The organism is Alistipes provencensis, assembly GCF_900083545.1.
Taxonomy (GTDB): Bacteria; Bacteroidota; Bacteroidia; order Bacteroidales; family Rikenellaceae; genus Alistipes; species Alistipes provencensis.
In genome coordinates this window covers 3,274,644-3,292,913 of sequence record NZ_LT559262.1, presented here as the reverse complement: position 1 = coordinate 3,292,913, position 18,270 = coordinate 3,274,644, and the positions used below count along the sequence as shown (strand labels likewise).

Annotated in this window: 11 protein-coding genes and 2 pseudogenes; 12 read left to right on the top strand and 1 reads right to left on the bottom strand. The window is 56.2% G+C overall.

The window, feature by feature from the left end:
- From BN5935_RS13005 to BN5935_RS15270, 11 genes and pseudogenes are all read left to right on the top strand, one after another.
- Positions 1 to 1,257, top strand: coding sequence for a DUF4857 domain-containing protein (locus BN5935_RS13005; protein WP_064976472.1), 1,257 nt, complete (start codon positions 1 to 3; stop codon positions 1,255 to 1,257).
- Between the two features lie 18 nt (positions 1,258 to 1,275).
- Positions 1,276 to 1,941 carry a hypothetical protein gene (locus tag BN5935_RS13000; protein ID WP_064976471.1) on the top strand — a complete coding sequence of 222 codons (666 nt, stop codon included), beginning with the start codon at positions 1,276 to 1,278 and terminating at the stop codon, positions 1,939 to 1,941.
- Positions 1,942 to 1,943: 2 nt separating this feature from the next.
- Positions 1,944 to 3,164 carry a DUF4857 domain-containing protein gene (locus BN5935_RS12995; RefSeq protein ID WP_235821107.1) on the top strand — a complete coding sequence of 407 codons (1,221 nt, stop codon included), beginning with the start codon at positions 1,944 to 1,946 and terminating at the stop codon, positions 3,162 to 3,164.
- Between the two features lies 1 nt (position 3,165).
- Positions 3,166 to 4,308, top strand: coding sequence for an efflux RND transporter periplasmic adaptor subunit (locus BN5935_RS12990; protein WP_235821106.1), 1,143 nt, complete (start codon positions 3,166 to 3,168; stop codon positions 4,306 to 4,308).
- Between the two features lie 2 nt (positions 4,309 to 4,310).
- Entirely contained in the window at positions 4,311 to 7,490 is a 3,180-nt protein-coding gene (locus tag BN5935_RS12985; RefSeq protein WP_064976469.1) for an efflux RND transporter permease subunit, read from the top strand.
- Between the two features lie 5 nt (positions 7,491 to 7,495).
- Positions 7,496 to 8,800: a TolC family protein gene (locus BN5935_RS12980; RefSeq protein WP_235821105.1), complete on the top strand. Its 1,305-nt coding sequence runs from the start codon at positions 7,496 to 7,498 to the stop codon at positions 8,798 to 8,800.
- A gap of 476 nt (positions 8,801 to 9,276) precedes the next feature.
- Entirely contained in the window at positions 9,277 to 13,587 is a 4,311-nt protein-coding gene (locus tag BN5935_RS12975; RefSeq protein ID WP_064976468.1) for a CusA/CzcA family heavy metal efflux RND transporter, read from the top strand.
- A gap of 11 nt (positions 13,588 to 13,598) precedes the next feature.
- Positions 13,599 to 14,495: an efflux RND transporter periplasmic adaptor subunit gene (locus BN5935_RS12970; RefSeq protein ID WP_064976467.1), complete on the top strand. Its 897-nt coding sequence runs from the start codon at positions 13,599 to 13,601 to the stop codon at positions 14,493 to 14,495.
- A 15-nt stretch (positions 14,496 to 14,510) separates the two neighbouring features.
- Entirely contained in the window at positions 14,511 to 15,569 is a 1,059-nt protein-coding gene (locus tag BN5935_RS12965) for a sensor histidine kinase (protein ID WP_064976466.1), read from the top strand.
- Complete coding sequence (locus BN5935_RS12960) at positions 15,566 to 16,327, top strand: LytR/AlgR family response regulator transcription factor (protein WP_064976465.1); 762 nt, start codon at positions 15,566 to 15,568, stop codon at positions 16,325 to 16,327. Before BN5935_RS12965 ends, BN5935_RS12960 begins: the two co-directional genes overlap by 4 nt.
- 213 nt (positions 16,328 to 16,540) lie before the next feature.
- Positions 16,541 to 16,711 (top strand): annotated as a pseudogene (locus BN5935_RS15270) (phage integrase SAM-like domain-containing protein); the annotation flags it as partial.
- 368 nt (positions 16,712 to 17,079) lie between these two features.
- Here the strand turns inward: BN5935_RS15270 and BN5935_RS12950 are convergent.
- Complete coding sequence (locus tag BN5935_RS12950) at positions 17,080 to 17,976, bottom strand: AAA family ATPase (protein WP_064976463.1); 897 nt, start codon at positions 17,974 to 17,976, stop codon at positions 17,080 to 17,082.
- Positions 17,977 to 18,058: 82 nt separating this feature from the next.
- Between BN5935_RS12950 and BN5935_RS15750 the strand changes: the two are divergent.
- Positions 18,059 to 18,199: pseudogene (locus BN5935_RS15750) on the top strand (PRTRC system ThiF family protein); the annotation flags it as partial.
- Between the last annotated feature and the right edge of the window lie 71 nt (positions 18,200 to 18,270).

Sequence of the window (18,270 nt, the reverse complement as noted above, 5' to 3'; positions counted from 1 at the left end):
ATGTACCGAAATATCATACGCGTCGTCGCCGTTCTGTTCGCCGCATTCGCGGCCGCCATGGCATTGCCCGGGTTCTACCGCATGGTTCCCGCATCGTGGCACGGCGATTATAAAAAGATCGTCTATTCGGAAGTTCTGGGCGATTTCATCATCTCGAAAAGCATCTATTCCGACGATCCGTCCGACAGGTCCGGCATCCGGTACGAAATCCGGGATTCGAAGGGCAACGCCTACACGCCTGAACAGGTCGATACGCTGGCCGTGCTTGAAAACGCTTCGCAGCTTATCTACGAAGGCCGTCTGCCTGAAACCGTCTGCGGTGTCGCCGTCACGCCTGAGCGTGTGTCGGCGCACGATTATACGGTCTATTTCGGCGATGGCGGAGGCCGGGACTACGGATTGTTCGATTTGAAGGACAAGCTGTCCTATGTTTCGACCGATTACCGGACGCAGGATCTGTTCCGTTTCGGCCGCGGCGGGATTGAGTTCCTCGACGCTCCCTCGAATAGGGTCGATACGGCGAAAACGGCGGCTTTCCGCCGCGCGCTCGCCGGTGCGGGATTCGTCTCTCCGGTGTCGGGCGCTTGGGCGCCTGCGGATCGTACGGACGCCGAGACACTGGGTTATTTCATGACCGACAGCCGCGGAGGGCTTTTCCGGATGGGCATGTGCGGCGGAGAGCCTGAGGTCGAGCGGATCGCACTGCCGGAAGGATGCGCCGTGCGTAATCTGAATTTTGCCGACCGGCCCGAATTCCTTGCCATGATGCTGACCGAAAAGGGCGAAGTGTACCGGATGGGACGCGACTATACCTTCCGCCGGCTTCCGCTGCCCGATACGCGCGGTATGCGGGTGGAGATGCACAGCATGTTGCTGTTCAACAAGTTCGTCTATGCCTATCACGATCACACGACCTGTTACGTTACGGATGTCGATTACCGGATGATCGACAGTTGTACGGTGAGTAACCGCACCTATGAACAGACTGCGAAATATAAAGTGCAGCAAATCGTGTTTCCCTTTACCGTGCGCCTTACGCCTTGGCGCGGGCTGCGTTTTATGGGGTCCGAAGGGCTTCTCTGGCTATTGGTCAGCGTCTGCCTGACCGGAATCATGGTTGCGGTCAAACGTCGCCGCAGGGAGCCGCTGGACAATCCTTTCGTGCTCGTCGATCTGGTGATCGTGGCGTTGTTCGGCATCTACGGATTTTTGGGCGTACTGGTCATGCCGGGACTCGGAAACCCGAATGCAAATTGATTTTAATAGCTGAAAGATATGATTTTACATCTTATATACAAGGAGTGGATCAAAACCCGCTGGTTTGCGCTCGTGGCACTCGTGGCGGGACTTGCAGCCGTGGTCGGCATATTCGCCGGCGTCGCCGGGGGTATTCGTGATGACGCTCCGTTTTACTTGTCGCGGCTGTTGACCAATAAGGAGGCGTTTTTCGCGCTGTTCCGTTTCGTGCCGCTGTTCGCGGCCGTGCTGATCGGGGTGTCGCAGTTTTTGCCCGAGGTGGTCGACAAACGGATCAAACTCTCGCTGCATCTGCCGCTCGGACCGGTCCGGGTCGTTTACAGCATGGTGCTTTACGGTTTTCTGCTGCTGTCGGCGATTCTGGTCTGCTGCCTGCTGCTGTTCGTGGGGCTGACGGCCGTCTACCTTCCCGCCGAGGTAATCCGGGCGGCGCTGGTGACGATGATGCCGTGGGTGCTGGGTGGCATGACGGCCTATTTCTGGATAGCGATGATCGCGATGGAACCGGTGGGAAAGTTCCGCTTTTTCTATTTCATCGTCGCCTATCTGCTGATTTCGGTATTCATGAGAAAATTTGCTGTCGGCAACGTGGAGACGCTTCTGCCGGTGCTCGCGGCTCTTACGGGAGTTTCGAGTGTCTCGGTGCTCTTCACGGCCCGTCGGTTCAATAAGGGAGAGTTGTAGATATGACGGCGAAAATTGTAAGAGTGCTGCTGGTGTTCACCACCATCCTGATTTTGGGCTTTTATCTGCCCGATCTGTTTCGCAGCCGGTTCGAGAAGCGTGCGGGCAAGCGCCTGCTCTATTACAGCGAGGTGAAGAGCGATTTCGTGTTCAGCGAAGAGGTGTACGATTCGCTCCGGCAAGCCAACCGCATGGTATATTACGACCGGAGCGGCAATCCGCTGACCGAGAACGAATATGCCCGGCTGCTGCCTTTCGACAATGCGCGCAAGTTGAAGATGCTGGGCATGATGCCCGACTCGCTCATGGGCGAGCCGCTCACGCAGGAGGTGCTGCGGAGCGTGCGCCGCGTGATGCTCATCGGGGACCGCGGATTCGATTTCGCGCTGGCTCCGCTATTCGAGTCGTGTCCCGGACATCCGGGTGTCGATCTGCCGCACGACCTCTTCCGGATCGGCAGGCGCGGCATCGAGTTCATCGACGCGGCGACGAATAGCGTCGATACACAGAAAAGCCGGATTTTCGACGAGGCGCTGCGCGAAGCCGGGTTCCGTGCTCCGGCGCGGGACATCTTCGGCATCCCTTCGACGATCAAATCCCGCGACGACGGCTATTTCGTGGTCGACGCCCGCGGCAAGCTGTTTCATTTGCTGATGGCCCACGGCGCACCGCGCGTGAAGGCCATCGACAACGATTTCGAGATCAAGCAGATCAAATGCCATGTGCCGGGGGAGATTTACTGCCATATCTTCACTCCCGACAACGAGCTTTATGCGCTGCTGACCGACTACACGCTGAAAAAACTGCCTCTCGGGAAGAACAACGGCCGGTTCATGCTGACCTACAACCGCTATTTCCGCTCGTACAAGAATCTTGGGCGGGACAGCAGCACGATGTATGTCCTCGACCGCGATTTCGAGCCTGTCGACCGTTGCGCGATCGCAGTGAACAACTACCGCAATTCGCCGGCCGCCGCTGCCGAAGAGCGGATATTCCCGTTCCGCATCATGCTGACGCCCGGATATGCGCATTTCATCCCCATTCCCAATCCGGTACGGCAGTTCTGGCCCGTCAATCTGTTTTTCGTGCTGCTGCTCGTCGTCGTCAAACGGCTGAACCGCTGCCGGCTTACGGGCGCATTCCATCTCGTCGATCTGGCCTTGACAGCCGTATTCGGCATTTACGGGTTCATCGCCGTGTTAATTTTCCCGAACAGATACTGATATGAAGAAACATCGATTATTGCAGGCGGCATTGGTCGCTTTCATTCTGATCGCAGCCTTCGGAGCCTACCGCTACATGGTTGTGACCAAGCCGGTCGCCGAGAAGAACAAGGCGAAGAAGAGCGTCGTACACGTCCGGGCCGATACGGTCGCCTTGCGGGACTACGACGTCGCCTATTCCTGTTTTGCGAAGGTTCATGCCGGGGCGACGGTCCGGCTCAGCTCGGAGGTCAGCGCCCGCATCGTCGCAGGGCCGGTCGCACTGCGCGAAGGCACGAGTTTCCGGAAGGGAGACCTGCTCGTCCGGCTTTACGACGACGACGCGCGCGCGTCGCTGATGGCCGCCCGGAGCCGTTATATGAGCCTGCTCTCGCAGCAGCTTTCCGATCTGGCCGTGGACTTTCCGCAGGAGGCGGATAAGTGGAGCGCCTTCTTCAACCGACTTTCCGTCGACGAGGACCTGCCGCCGCTTCCGGCGATCAACAGTGCGAAGGAGAAAGTTTATCTGGCGGTCCGGAATGTCATTTCCGAATACTACGGAGTTCGGCAGGCCGAGATCAATCTGCGCAAATACGCCGTTTACGCCCCTTTCGACGGCGTATTTGCGACGGTGAACAAAGAGGTCGGCGCCATCGCCTCCGTCGGGGGCGAGATCGCCACCATCACCCAGACCGACCGGCTCGAACTGGAAGCCGGCGTCGAACCCGATTATGTGCGCTATTTTTCCTGCGGCAGTGCCGTGACGGTGGAGGACGAACGGGGCGGTTTTCGCGGTACGGTCGCCCGCATCGCCCCGTTCGTAGATGAGAACACGCAGCGCGTGAAGGTCTACATTCGGGTCGAAACTCCCGGCCGCAACCTGATTTCGGGTCAGCTCTACCGGGTTCGTATCGCCGCGGCCCGGCTCAGGGAGGTCGTGCGCCTGCCGCGCGAGGCGCTCTTCGCCGACGATACGGTTTATGCCTGCGTCGACGGCCGCCTGCGCGCCCGGCCGGCCGAGGTTGTTTATGTGGATGAGGATTACGCCTATTTGCGCGGTCTGGAACCCGGAACGCTCGTTGTCGCCGAATCGCTGGTCAATCCTTCCGACGGGATGGAGATCGGCTTGCTGGAAGGTCGTCGGGCGTCGGATAAAACGGAATAGTCATGCGAAAAGCAATCACTGCATTCGTTCGGTATCCGTTCTATGCGCAGGCGTTGGTGTTCCTGACGCTGGTCTTCGGCATCGCAGCCTTGTTTTCCATCCGCAAGGCTTCGTTCCCGATTACCGAGTCCCGGCTGATCACCGTATCGGTGACCTATCAGGGCGCCACGCCCAAGGAAATGGAGGAGGGCGTGACGACGCTCGTCGAAAATGCGCTGCGGGGCGTGGTCGGAGTCAAGGAGATCAGCTCCAAATCTATGGAGAACCAGTCGCTCGTGTCCATACTCATTCGCACCGACTACGATGTCGATGTGGTGTTGAACGACATCAAGAACGCGATAGACAAAATCTCGAATTTCCCTGCCGGGGCGGAGAATCCGGTCATCACCAAGACCAAAACTACGTCGCTTTCCGGATTTCTGGCTCTGACCCAGACACGCGGGCCGGAGGACATCATGCTGTTGAAGCGTACGGCGCAACGTATCGAGGACGACTTTCTGGGTTCGGGCCTGATCTCGCAGGTGACGCTGATCGGCTATCCGACACGGATGGAGATGTCCGTCGAGGTTCGTGAAGAGGTGTTGCAGCGTTACGGCATGAGCTTCTCGGAGATCAAGAACGCCATTGCCGCCAACAACCTCGATATTTACGGCGGCAAGATCAAAAATCCCCGGGAGGAGATCAAGATCAATTCGCGCTATCGGTCGGTTTCAGCCGCCGACGTGGAACGGATCGTGGTGCGGGCCAATGCCAACGGCGATCTGATTCGTGTGGGAGATGTGGCCGACGTGCGGATGATCTTCGAGGACATTCCGACGGCGAGCTATGTCGACGGCGAGCGCAACGTCATGTTCCGTATCGACAATCTGGCGACCGAGGACTTGGAGCGTATCTCCGCTTATCTGCACGATTACATCCGCGAGTTCAACGCGCGCGGTAACGGCTACCGGCTCGAATTCATGCACGATTTTCTCGAAACGCTCCGCGGGCAGCTCAATATTTTGTACAGCAACGGTTTGGCCGGTATGCTGCTGGTGGTGTTGTGTTTGTCGCTGTTCCTGAGCTTCCGTCTCTCGGTGTGGGTGGCGTGGGGCATTCCGATGGCCTTCCTCAGCATGTTCGTCGTGGCGGTGCTCATGGGGTTGACCATGAATTTCATATCGGTGTTCGGCATGATCCTCATCGTGGGAATCCTCGTCGACGACGGTATCGTCATCAGCGAAAATATCTATACGCGGTTTCAGCAGGGGCTACCGGCGCGGAAAGCGGCCGTCGAGGGAACGATGGAGGTGCTGCCCGCTGTGCTGGTTTCCGTGTTGACGACGCTGGTCGCGTTTCTGCCGATTCTCTTCATTCAGGGCAATCTCGAAATGATGTACGAAATGGCGGTGGTCGTTATCGTCTGCCTGCTGTTTTCCCTGTTGGAGAGTATGTTCATGCTTCCGGCCCACTGTGCGTCGGCCAAGGTTCTGGCGCCGCCTTCGACCACTTCGTTCTACGGGCGTATCCGCAGCGGATTCGACCGGGGAATGCGCTCGCTGTGCGAACGGGTCTATCTGCCTTTCGTCCGCTGGGCTCTCGGACACCGGTCGGTCGTGTTGTCGTCGCTCGCCGCCTGTTTTCTGCTGACGGCCGGATTGGTCGGCGGCGGCCGCATCGGTTTTACGATCCTGCCGTCGATGAACGAAGACAGCTTCAACATCGAACTGGCGATGAAGCCGGGTACGAATTACGACCAGTTGACGGCTGAACTCAAGCGCATCGAATCCGTTGTCTGGCGGGTCGATTCCATGCTGATGGAGCGTTACCGGGAACCGTCGTTCATCAAACTGATCAACATGCGCACGGGAACCGCTTTTTCGGGCAGCGAGACGGGCAGCCACGCCGGGTCGGTGGTGGTCTTCCTGCGGCGTCTCGACCAGTCGGAGATCGGAACGGACGAGATCAAAGCCTGCATATCGAAAGAACTGGGGACGATTCCGTCGGCCTATAAGTTCGCCATCGGCGCCGGACACCGTTTCGGCGCGCAGGTCTCGATCAGTCTGTTCGGCTATGACATGGAGACGCTCGAACGGGCGAGTTTCGAATTTCAGGCCCGTCTGCGCGAACTCGACGCGCTGTACAACGTGATCGACAATGCGCAGCTCGGCGGTCAGGAGGTTCGTGTCCGGCTCAAACCGCTGGCCTACAGTCTGGGACTCACCCAGCAGCAGGTGATGGGGCAGGTGCGCGAGGCGTTCTACGGGTCGCTCGCGCAGCGTTTGCAGGAGGGTAAGGACGAGGTGTGGTTCTACGTCCGCTATCCCGATACGGATCGCAGGACGATGGGCGATCTGGTTAAAATGATGATCCGCACGACGAACGGCGTCTATCCGCTCGGCGAACTGTGCGATCTGGATCTGGGTCGCAGCGTCCTTTCGATCAACCATTACAACGGGCGGAAGGAGATTCGCGTCGACGCCTATATGGAAGACGCTTCGGCGTCGGTGATTCCTGTCATGGAGGAGATCGAACAGCATATCCTGCCCGAGATTCTCGCCCGCTATCCGGACATTACCTACATGCAGCAGGGGCAGATGAAGGACATGCGCGACGAAATGCAGACCATCAAGGGTTTCTATATGATCGCTTTGTTCGTCATCGTCATGATACTGGTTATCTACCTGCGTTCGACGCTTCAGATGTCGCTCGTAGTCCTGATGATCCCCGTGGGGTGCATGTCGGCGATCTGGGGCCACTGGATCGAGGGTGTGCCGCTTTCGATGATGACCATCTGGGGCATGGTGGCCCTTTCGGGAACGATCATCAACGACGCGGTGGTCTTCATCTCCCGCTACAACGATTGTCTGAAACTGTCGATGAAGGTCGACGAGGCGATTGTCGAGGCCGCCCGGTCGCGTTTCCGGCCCATTATACTCACGTCGCTGACGACGACGGCCGGATTGTTCCCGCTGATCCGCGAAGGCAGCAGCGACGCCCGTTTCGTCCTGCCCATGGCCATTACGCTCGGATACGGTATCCTCTTCGGGACGTTTTTCATCCTGACGTGCTTCCCGGTGCTTATCAAGATGGCCAACCGGTTCAAATTCTTCTTCCTGCGGCTTCGTCATCCGGATGCAACGCCCGAAAGTGCGGAAACGGCCGTGAAGGACATGGCGCGGAATACGGATTTCAACGAATGAAAACTATGATGCGATATAGTGTACTTTGTGCGGCGATCTGTTTGTTCGGAGCCGTGCGGCAGCCGGCGGCTGCACAGAACGGAAACGCTCTGACACTGGCCAGAGCCATCGATATCGGGTTGAGGAACAATTACGATCTTCAAGTCGGCGAGCTGCAAACCCGGACTTCGGCCGTGAACAACACATGGGGCGCCGCCGGACTTTATCCGTCCGTAGCGGTCGGAGCCTCCGCCAATTTCAGCCGTACGATGCCGCAGGGGTCGGACGCGGCGGATTATTCAACGCTGACCGTGCAGCCCAGCCTCGACTTGTCGTGGACTCTTTTCGGCGGTTTTCGGGTGTGGCGTACGAAAGCCAAACTCGATGCGGCGCAGGAACAGGCCGAAGGTTCGCAGACCGTGTTGATCGAGAATACGGTGCGGTCGATCATCTCGGCCTATTATCAGGCTGTTCTGGAATCGGAAAAGGTGACGATTGCGCAACAGTTGATGGACGCTTCCATGGACCGGTTCCGCCGCGAGCAGCATGCGGCGGACTTGGGCGTGGTCCGCAATCTCGAATTGTTGCAGGCGAAGAATGCTTGGTTGCAGGACCGGGCCACCTATCTGAGTCAGAAAAACAGTTATGAGGACGCCCGCCGGCAGTTGGGATTCCTGCTTGCCGTGGAGCGCGGAGGCGATTGGACGCTGACGGACAGCATTCCGGCGATCGACGAACGGTTCGATCCGGCCGAACTGCACCGGATCGCGCAAAGCGACAATGCCTCGATCCGCAAACAGTATGCTGCGATCCGGCTTCGTGCCGAGGAGACGCTCGTCGCCCGTTCGGATTATTATCCGAGCCTGAATGTAGGCGTGGGAGCCGGTTACGCTTACAATCGGGCTGCCGGAATCGACAACCGTCAGATACAGCCTTATGTTTCCGCGAAGATTTCATTCAACATCTTCAACGGCAGTCAGCGGCGGCGTGCCGTGCGGGTGGCGCAGATCAACCATGAAATCGAGAAACTGTCGCTCGAAGATATGAAACTTTCGGTCAGTTATGATGTCGACAAGCAATACGACGCTTTCCTGCTTCGTCGTGAACTGGTCGGCCTGCGGGAGGAGCAGTTGGCGACCTCTGAATTGAGCCTGCGGATCGCGGAGCAGAAATTCGCTTCCGGAACGCTTTCGCAGTTCGACTTCCGCGATGTACAGATCAGCTATTTCAACGCGGCTGTCGATTTGCTGTCAGCGCGCTATGATCTGGTAATGGCGCATGTCGATTTAATGCTGACAACGGGCATGTTGTTGCAGGAAACGGGTAAATAAGCCTTTTATTCGGAAGTGCCGCTATGGAAATCAAATCCATAGCGGTATTTTTTTATTCTGTCTAATCGTCTGATTGATAATCATGTATCCAGTCCGAAAGTTCGCATTTACCATGCGGGCTTATGGAGATATTGATGGTGCCGGAGAAAGCGAAAAGATATGAACTATCTTGTTTAAGTGGGGTAATTTCGTTTTCTTCCGACGCAGCCTGCTGCTTTCGCGCAGCGGATATTCTGTAAATTCGATTTGCGGACTGCTGGAAAATAAATCGCCGACTATCGTGGTATCTCAAATCTTCGTTTTAGGTAGGGTAAACTTTATTTTCGTGTTTCAGTAAGAGATTCTATAACGTTCCGGATTCATTTCACGACTTCATTGGGGCCGTTCATCCCGCAAATCGGACACTTCGCCATTTTTTCCACACAGCACCGGGTGTGACGAGCTATTTTTGTCAAAATCATTAATTTTCCGGTGCAATGTTCCATGCCATAGTCCGCTTTGCGGTCACGAAAAAACTCTTCGTCGGACTTACGACGCTCTTCCTGCTGGCGGGAGGTATCTATGCGATGCTCACGCTTCCGGTGGACGCCGTGCCCGACATTACGAACAATCAGGTGCAGGTCGTGACGATCTCTCCGACGCTGGCTCCGCAGGAAGTCGAGCAGCTCATCACGTTCCCCGTCGAGGTGGCGATGAGCAATATCATGAACGTCGAGGAGATTCGTTCCGTGTCGCGTTTCGGATTGTCGGTCGTAACGGTCGTCTTTAAGGAAAGTGTCCCGATCCTCGACGCCCGGCAGCTCATCAACGAACAGATACAGACCGTAGCGGGGGAAATACCCCCGGAATTGGGTACGCCTGAGATGATGCCCATCACCACGGGGCTGGGCGAAATATACCAGTATACGCTCGATGTCGCACCGGGTTACGAGGATCGGTATGACCCGATGGAGCTGCGCACGATTCAGGACTGGATCGTCAAGCGCCAGTTGTCGGGCATCCCGGGTATCGTCGAAATCAACAGCTTCGGCGGCTATCTCAAGCAATACGAGGTGGCAGTCGACCCCGATGCGCTCTATTCGCTCAACATCACCATCGGCGACGTGTTCGAGGCCCTGAACCGCAATAACCAGAACACGGGCGGCAGCTATATCGAGAAGGTCGATCGGGCCTACTACATCCGCTCCGAGGGCATGATCTCCTCACTCAAGGATATCGAGCGAATCGTCGTAGCCAACCGCGGCGGCATTCCGGTGCATATCGACGACGTGGGAACGGTGAAATTCGGCTCGGCGAAGCGTTTCGGTGCCATGACCCGCGACGGCAAGGGCGAGTGCGTGGGCGGCATCGCCATGATGCTCAAGGGTGCAAACGCCAACGTGGTTACCAAGGAGTTGGAGAGCCGCGTGGAAAAAATCCAGAAGATGCTGCCCGAAGGGGTTTCGATCAGTCCCTACCTGAACCGGTCGGAGCTGGTGAGCCGTAACATTTCGACCGTGATACGCAACCTCGTCGAGGGCGCCGTCATCGTATTTCTTGTATTGATCGTTTTCCTCGGGAATATCCGCGCCGGCCTGATCGTCGCGTCGGTCATCCCGCTGGCCATGCTTTTCGCCTTCATCCTGATGCGCTTATTTAATGTCTCGGCCAACCTGATGAGCCTCGGGGCCATTGACTTCGGCATCGTCGTCGACGGTTCGATCGTGATCGTGGAGGGAATCCTCGCCCACATATACGGCAAGTCGTTCCTCGGCAAGACGCTCTCCCCGAAGCAGATGGACGAGCAGATTATTTCGGGCGCAGGCAATGTAGTCCGCTCGGCGACCTTTGCCGTCATCATCATCCTGATCGTTTTCTTCCCGATTCTGACGCTGACGGGCATCGAGGGCAAATATTTCACACCGATGGCCAAGACGCTCGTGTTCTGCATCATCGGGGCGCTGATCCTGTCGCTGACTTATGTGCCGATGATGGCCTCGTTGTTCCTCAAACGCCGCATCAGCACCAAACGCACGCTGGCCGACCGTTTCTTCGAATGGCTGAATGGGATTTACCAGCGGTGCCTGAAAGTCTGCCTGCGGTTCAGTTGGACGACCGTCGGGATGTCGTTCGCGGCGCTTGTCGGAAGTCTCTTGCTTTTCACGCGGCTGGGTGCGGAGTTTATCCCGACGCTTGACGAGGGTGATTTCGCCATGCAGATGACCCTTCCGGCCGGAAGTTCGCTCACGCGGAGCATCGAGCTCTCGGAGAAGGCGGAGCAAACGCTGATGGACAATTTCCCGGAAATCAGGCACGTCGTGGCTAAAATCGGCACGGCGGAGGTTCCGACCGACCCGATGGCCGTGGAGGATGCCGACGTGATGATCGTGATGAAACCCTTCGAGGAGTGGACGAGCGCTTCGTCGCGCGCCGGGATGGTCGAGAAGATGAAGGCCGCGCTCGATACGATACCCGGCGCGGAATTCAACTTCAGCCAGCCCATTCAGTTGCGATTCAACGAACTGATGACCGGTGCCAAGGCCGATATTGCCATCAAGCTCTACGGCGAAGATATGGCCGAACTGTATGCCAAGGCCAAAGAAGCCGCGAAATTCGTCGAGCAGATCCCCGGCGCATCGGACGTACTTGTGGAGCAGGCCATGGGACTTCCGCAGTTGGTGGTGGAGTACGACCGCTCGAAGATCGCCCGCTACGGCATCAACATCGAGGAGCTGAACACCATCATCCGCTCGGCCTATGCGGGCGAGGCTGCCGGTACGGTCTTCGAGAATGAGCGCCGTTTCGATTTGGTGGTGCGTCTCGATCAGGAGAAAGTCGCCGACCTGAACCTCGACCGGCTGTTCATCCGCACGGTTGAGGGCATCCAGATTCCGGTGAGCGAAGTGGCGACGATCGATCTGGTGAACGGCCCGCTGCAAATCAACCGTGACGCCACGAAGCGCCGCGTGGTAATCGGCGTGAATGTCCGCGACGCGGATATTCAGCAAGTCGTGGCGGGTATCCGCCAGACCCTCGACCGGAATATTCGGCTCAAGCCGGGCTACTATTTCGAGTACGGCGGCCAGTTCGAGAACCTTCAAAACGCCATTCGCACGCTGCTCATCGTGATTCCCGTGGCACTGATGCTGATCTTGTTGCTGCTCTTCTTCGCCTTCAAGAGCGTGACCTATACGCTGGTGGTCTTCTCGACCGTGCCGCTGTCGCTCATCGGCGGCATTCTGGCCCTGTGGCTGCGGGGACTTCCGTTCAGCATCTCGGCTGGTGTGGGATTCATCGCCCTGTTCGGCGTGGCGGTACTGAACGGCATCCTGATGATCAACCATTTCAACTCCCTGCGCGACAAGACGCCTTACCGCCTCTCTACCCGCCGCGTCATTGCGCACGGCACGCCCCACCTGCTGCGTCCCGTATTCCTGACGGGTCTGGTCGCTTCGCTGGGCTTCGTCCCGATGGCTGTCGCCACCACGGCGGGCGCCGAGGTTCAGCGCCCGCTGGCAACCGTCGTAATCGGCGGACTGATCGTCTCGACGCTGCTCACGCTGCTCGTAGTCCCTGTATTTTATAAACTGGTCGGCTCGGCTGCCCTTCTCAAACGTAATCCGATGATACGCAAACTATTTCCCTTCTTGGGCGTGGTGATGTTGGCACTGCTGCCGCTCGGCGGGCAGGCCCAGCAGCGCATAACGCTCGATCAGGCCGTCACCATGTCGCTTGAAAACCACCCGCGTCTCAAATCGGCCGAAGCGGCCATCGAGCGCACACGCGCCATGCGCGGAGAGTCGTGGGAACTGGCTCCGACGACCGTGGACTACTCTTTCGGACAACTCAACGGCACGGAACGTAACGACCGTCAGATCAGTGTCACACAGTCGATAGGCTCACTTATGACCCCGTTTTATAAGAATGCCCTTGTGCGTCAGCAAACAGCGACCGGAACCTATTACAAGGAGTTGGTGCGGCGCGAAATCGTTGCCGAGGTCAAACGTGCTTGGTCCTACTATCTCTACACACAGGAGCTTTGTGCCCTCTATGCCGACCAGAATACACTCGCCGCAGAGTTGCTCCGCACGGGCGAACTGCGCTATGAACAGGGCGATATCACCCGCCTCGAACGCAGCATGACGGCTACGATGGCCGCCGAGATGCGCAATAAACTTTTTCAGGCTCAGGAGGAGCATAAGGTGGCCGCAGCGCGTCTGCAATGGGCCTGCTATGCCGATACTCCGCTCGTCCCCGCGGACAGCGTACTGACACGCTTCGCTGCGCCATCCGAGGCTCCGGCCGAAGTCTACCGTAACTATTTCGAGTCGCAGGCCGAAGAAGCTATGGTCCGTGCGCGAGTCGAGAAGAGCCGCTTCTTCCCCGAGTTGTCGCTGGGCTACCAGCGCCAGAACATCCTGCCCGACAAGGGGCTGAACGCCTATGTTGTCGGAGCTTCGTTCCCGATCTTCTTCAATACGCAGCGCAGCCGTATCCGTCAGGCCAAAGCCGATGCTTACATCGCCCGCAACGATGCCGAAGCCAATCTGCGCGCACTGGCCAACCGCACTGCCGAATTGCAGGCCAGCCTGCGCCGCTATGACGAAAGTCTGCGCTACTATGTCGGTTCGGCGCTGCCCGAAGCCGACGCGCTGATGCGTGCCGCCGAGCTCCAGTTTGCAAACAGCGAGACGAGCGTTGCGGAATATATCATGAGCCTGAATTCGGCGCTCGAAATCCGCCGCGGATACATCGAAACCCTCAATCAGTACAACATCGCCGCACTCGAATACGAATTATACCGATAAATATACTCACCATGAAAAAGATACTCATTCCTTTCGCCTTTCTCCTCTGCGCCTGTTCGGGGCAAAACACGCCGCAGGCGACCGTTGCCGCGGCGGAACCGGCCGACACGGTAGTCGCTGCTACCGCTGCGGAACCGGCGCCTGAAGTCGACGCCGCATCGGGCGCCACGTCGGTGCCGAATCAAACCTCATTCAACGGCACGCTCGTAATCCCGCCGCAGAGCCATGCCACGGTGACGCTGACGATGGACGGTACGATCCGCAGCACCTCGCTGCTGCCCGGAGCCTATGTGAAACGCGGTGCCCTGCTGGCGACGCTGGAGAACCCCGCATTCATCGCTTTGCAGCAGACGTATCTCGACAGCCATGCGCAATGCGAATTCCTGCGGGCCGAATTTCTGCGCCAGCAGGTTCTGTCGCGCGAAGAGGCTGCCTCGCAGAAGCGTTTCCAGCAGAGCAAGGCCGACTATCTTTCGATGCGCAGCCGCATGGATGCGGCTGCAGCCCAGCTTTCGCTGCTGGGTATAGACACCGTCAGCCTGTTGTCGAAAGGGATTGTCCCCTGTCTTGAAATCAAAGCTCCGATCAGCGGTTATGCGGCCGACGTACGGATGAATGTCGGCAGGCATTTCAGTGCCGGTGAACCGCTCTGTGAGATCGTGGACAAAAGCAATACGATGCTCCGCCTGACAGCTTACGAGAAGGATCTGAAGCATTTGCAAATCGGCGATGCGATCGAATTCCGCGTCAACGGTATGGGCAACGAGGTTTTCCACGCCGTGGTGACGGTAATCGGCCAGCAGGTCAACAGTGAAAACCGCTCGATCGAAGTCTATGCCCGTATAACGGGGCAGAATCCGCAATTCCGTCCCGGGATGTATGTCACGGCTCGCGTAAACCGGAAATAATATTACTTTTGCATTATGAAAGCCCTCGTTTTATTCAAAGACCGGTACACGCTCTCCACGCTGATCATCTCGGCGGTAGTGTCCGTGCTGATCCATTTTCCGGAGGTGCTTTCGCTTTCGGACAGTTTCGAGCAGCACGCCCTGTTCCCCGACATGAAACCGTCGGACGTGATCAACGAGATTTTGTTCACATTTGTTTCGCTGCTCCTGCTCTTCTGGATCAACCGGCGTATTTTCCGCTTCAACACGCCGCTGGTTCGCGTGACGACGACCAAAATGGTGCTGTCGTTCCTGCTGACATGGGCCGCGAGCAGTTTGTTCGGACAACTCTTCGTATGGCTTCACCATCAGTTCGATATCCCGGCCATCGACGCAATGGTGCACCACTACCTGCATCCGCTGCGCGATTTCATCATGAGTTGTATCGTCACCGGAAGCAGTTATATCATTCATCTGATCATCAAGCAGCAGCGCATCATCGTGGAGAACGAGGAACTGCGTATGGAGAGCCTGCGCCATCAGTACGAGTCGCTCAAGAATCAGTTGAATCCCCATATGCTCTTCAATTCGCTCAACACGCTTCAGTCTCTGATCCGCGAATCGCCGCCCAAGGCCCTCGACTACACGCAGGAGCTGTCGCATGTGTTGCGCTATACGTTGCAGGGGAACGATGTGCAGAGCGTGACTCTGGCCGAGGAGATGCAGTTCGCCGAAGCGTATATTTTCCTGATGAAAATGCGCTACGAGGAAAATCTGGCCTTCAGGATCGATATCGACGCGTCCATGTCGAAACTGCTGCTGCCCTCGATGTCGGTACAGCTACTCATCGAAAACGCCATCAAGCACAACGAAATCAGCAACCGCAATCCGCTGACGATCTCGATTCGCACCGAAGGCGAAACGCTCGTCGTCTGCAATCCCATACAGGCCAAGCGCACACCCGCCGCAGGGCCGGGCATCGGGCTGGACAATCTGGCCAAACGCTACCGCCTGCTGTGGCAGAGAGAAATTCACATATCGAACGAAGACGGCCGGTTCTGTGTCCGGCTTCCACTCTACCGTCCCATACCATGAAAGCACTGATCATCGAAGACGAAAAAGCTGCTGTACGCAACCTGAAGGCGCTTTTGGACGAAGTCGCGCCTCGAACGGAGATTGTTTCCGTGCTCGACAGCGTTACGGAGTGTGTCATGTGGTTCGGGGCTAACCCGGCTCCGGATGTGGTTTTCATGGACATCCATCTGGCAGACGGGTCTTCGTTCGAGATTTTTGAACATGTGCAGATTACCTGTCCGATCATCTTTACGACGGCTTATGATGAGTATGCACTCAAGGCGTTCAAAGTCAATAGTATTTCCTATCTGCTCAAGCCGATCGGAGCCGCTGATTTGCAGCAGGCTCTTGAGAAAATGCATACGCTTCATGCGGCGTCGGATGCCGAAAAGTCGCTCGGAATGCTGATTCGCAGCCTGCAAAAACGCGAAAGTTATAAAACGCACTTTCTGATTCCGCATAAAGGCGACAAACTTTTGCCGCTGGCCGTAGAACAGGTACAGTATTTCTACATTGCCGACGGTACCACCAAAGCTGTCGTCAGCGACCGTGAGAGCTATGTCCTTCCACATACGCTCGACGAGTTGACAGAGAGTCTCGATCCGGCACGTTTTTTCCGGGCAAACCGGCAATATCTCATATCACGCAGCGCGGTACGGGATCTCGATCTCTGGTTCAATAACCGGCTGGCCATCAACCTCAAAATCCCGACCGACGACAAAATCCTCGTCAGCAAACTCCGCGTCAACGAATTCAAGACATGGTTTGCAGGCAATTGATCGTTTGTTTGCACGAAAATATAGCAGTCTGAGTATTCTTTCAGGCTGCTATATTTTTACCTTGCTCGTAATTCTTCAGTGGTTGGAAGTAATCCGTATGCTTTTGTTCCTTTATTGATTTTCATCTTGAATCCTTACGATTGCTTCATATTTTGTGCAACTCTGTTGTGAACATACCCTGTGGAGAGTACGGTTTTCGTCTTGGATGACGGTGAGGACATTCCGTTAAAGGAACTCAACCTCACATTCATCAACGACTTCGAGTATTTCCTGCGCACGGAGAAGAAATGCCGCACCAATACCGTTTGGGGCTACATGATTGTGCTGAAACACATCGTTTCCATAGCGAGGAACGACGGGCGTCTGCCGTTCAACCCCTTTGCAGTGCCGGAGTTATCCCTAATAAGTGGATTGAGTGGGCGGTCGGTGGAAATTCGCTGCTATCCAGCTTCTTCGCAAGTTTCACGGGAGCGTTCATGTATTTTGCCTCCCTGACCGAAGTGCCGATGTTTATGTAGCTTTGGTTATCATTATGGCTGCCATTTCGGGACTTGTATTCGGAAATTTCTTTTAAGCTGTCGTTTATATCGTTAAACAAACACGAGCAATGATTTTTGTTCGTGTCTGTTTTGTGTATTCTTTTGTATTCAAGAAAGAGTTATTTGACAGCATAGCAACGCAATACGCTGAAATTCGCACGGTTGCTAAATCGTTGCCTCAATTTTTCAAATACTCCGCTCGGCGAACTGTTTCTAATAATTCTCATTCAGCCATACGCCGAAGAACTGGTCGTAAATGCGGTATTTCCCCTGTTCATGGGTGATGTAATCCTTTTCCAGAAGTCCTTTGGTTGCGGATTGTACGGAACTTGCGGACGAAAGACGGTATTTCTGGAGAAATGCCTCCGATGTGAGCGACTCCGCGTCACCAGCCTTGCTGATGGCGATAAGCAGCTCTTTCTGTCGCTCCGGCATCCGGAACAGGGTTTCCGTATAGGCATATTTCATGGAGTCGACGATGCTGCGCAGTGCGTCGTCGATCATCGCCACAGAGCAAACGCCTCCCTGCGGTGTCATGGCATAGAGGCTGTTGAGCATTTTCTGGATATACCATGTGATGCCGTTGAATCGTTCGTATATCGTTCTCACGACGGCGCTCTCAATCTCCTTACCCGCCTTTTCGAAATGCTGCCGGGCAAACCGGGTATATTCCTCCAAGCCGATGCTCTCCAGATGCATCATCGAAACACTCTGATAAAACGGCCGTGAAGCGCTCGTAAATATCTTACCCATCGTGTGCCGCTGACTCCCGGCAAAGATAAAATGCACGTTGGGGCAGCGCTGTACATAAGTGCGCAACAAGGCCTCTACATTCTTTTCGGGGTAGGCCGCTATCTGCTGGAATTCGTCGATGGCAACAATACAGGGCTTGTCTGCCGCTGTCAGGTATTTGAAAATCTCATCGAGGGTGGTCTCCGTATACTGAATATCTCCGAGCTGTACGTTGAACGAGGGATTGCCGGCCATATCGAACGAAATCCCGGCCTGTAGGGAATGGATACATTTCAGAAACGTTTCCAAAGCCCGTTTGCCGCGGGGCTTCAGGCTCTCGAGAATGTTTTTACTCAGTGCAAATACGAATGATTGCAAAGGGGTTGATTCGCGGCGTCGTAATTATCATTTTTACGTTACGCAAAGATAATAATTATTTTATAATAAAACTGCGCTTGGCCGCCTGAAAGTCATCACGGAACGTATTTTTTATACGGACATCCGGGACGAGGACGCCGGCCCCAGTTGTCCGCTGGCCGAGGCGTTGGAAAAACAGGACCTTTTCATCAATTCCGTGCCGGCGCAGTTGGGCTGCCGGCTTGCGAAGTCTCCCGCTCAAGAACATTAGAAACATAGACTACGATTCTTCATTGGTTTCGTATGGATTTATTC

Excerpts from the sequence above, each read along its gene's own strand:
- BN5935_RS13005 (WP_064976472.1), top strand. The coding sequence starts at position 1 with ATGTACCGAAATATCATACGCGTCGTCGCCGTTCTGTTCGCCGCATTC.
- BN5935_RS13000 (WP_064976471.1), top strand. The coding sequence starts at position 1,276 with ATGATTTTACATCTTATATACAAGGAGTGGATCAAAACCCGCTGGTTT.
- BN5935_RS12995 (WP_235821107.1), top strand. The coding sequence starts at position 1,944 with ATGACGGCGAAAATTGTAAGAGTGCTGCTGGTGTTCACCACCATCCTG.
- BN5935_RS12990 (WP_235821106.1), top strand. The coding sequence starts at position 3,166 with ATGAAGAAACATCGATTATTGCAGGCGGCATTGGTCGCTTTCATTCTG.
- BN5935_RS12985 (WP_064976469.1), top strand. The coding sequence starts at position 4,311 with ATGCGAAAAGCAATCACTGCATTCGTTCGGTATCCGTTCTATGCGCAG.
- BN5935_RS12980 (WP_235821105.1), top strand. The coding sequence starts at position 7,496 with ATGATGCGATATAGTGTACTTTGTGCGGCGATCTGTTTGTTCGGAGCC.
- BN5935_RS12975 (WP_064976468.1), top strand. The coding sequence starts at position 9,277 with ATGTTCCATGCCATAGTCCGCTTTGCGGTCACGAAAAAACTCTTCGTC.
- BN5935_RS12970 (WP_064976467.1), top strand. The coding sequence starts at position 13,599 with ATGAAAAAGATACTCATTCCTTTCGCCTTTCTCCTCTGCGCCTGTTCG.
- BN5935_RS12965 (WP_064976466.1), top strand. The coding sequence starts at position 14,511 with ATGAAAGCCCTCGTTTTATTCAAAGACCGGTACACGCTCTCCACGCTG.
- BN5935_RS12960 (WP_064976465.1), top strand. The coding sequence starts at position 15,566 with ATGAAAGCACTGATCATCGAAGACGAAAAAGCTGCTGTACGCAACCTG.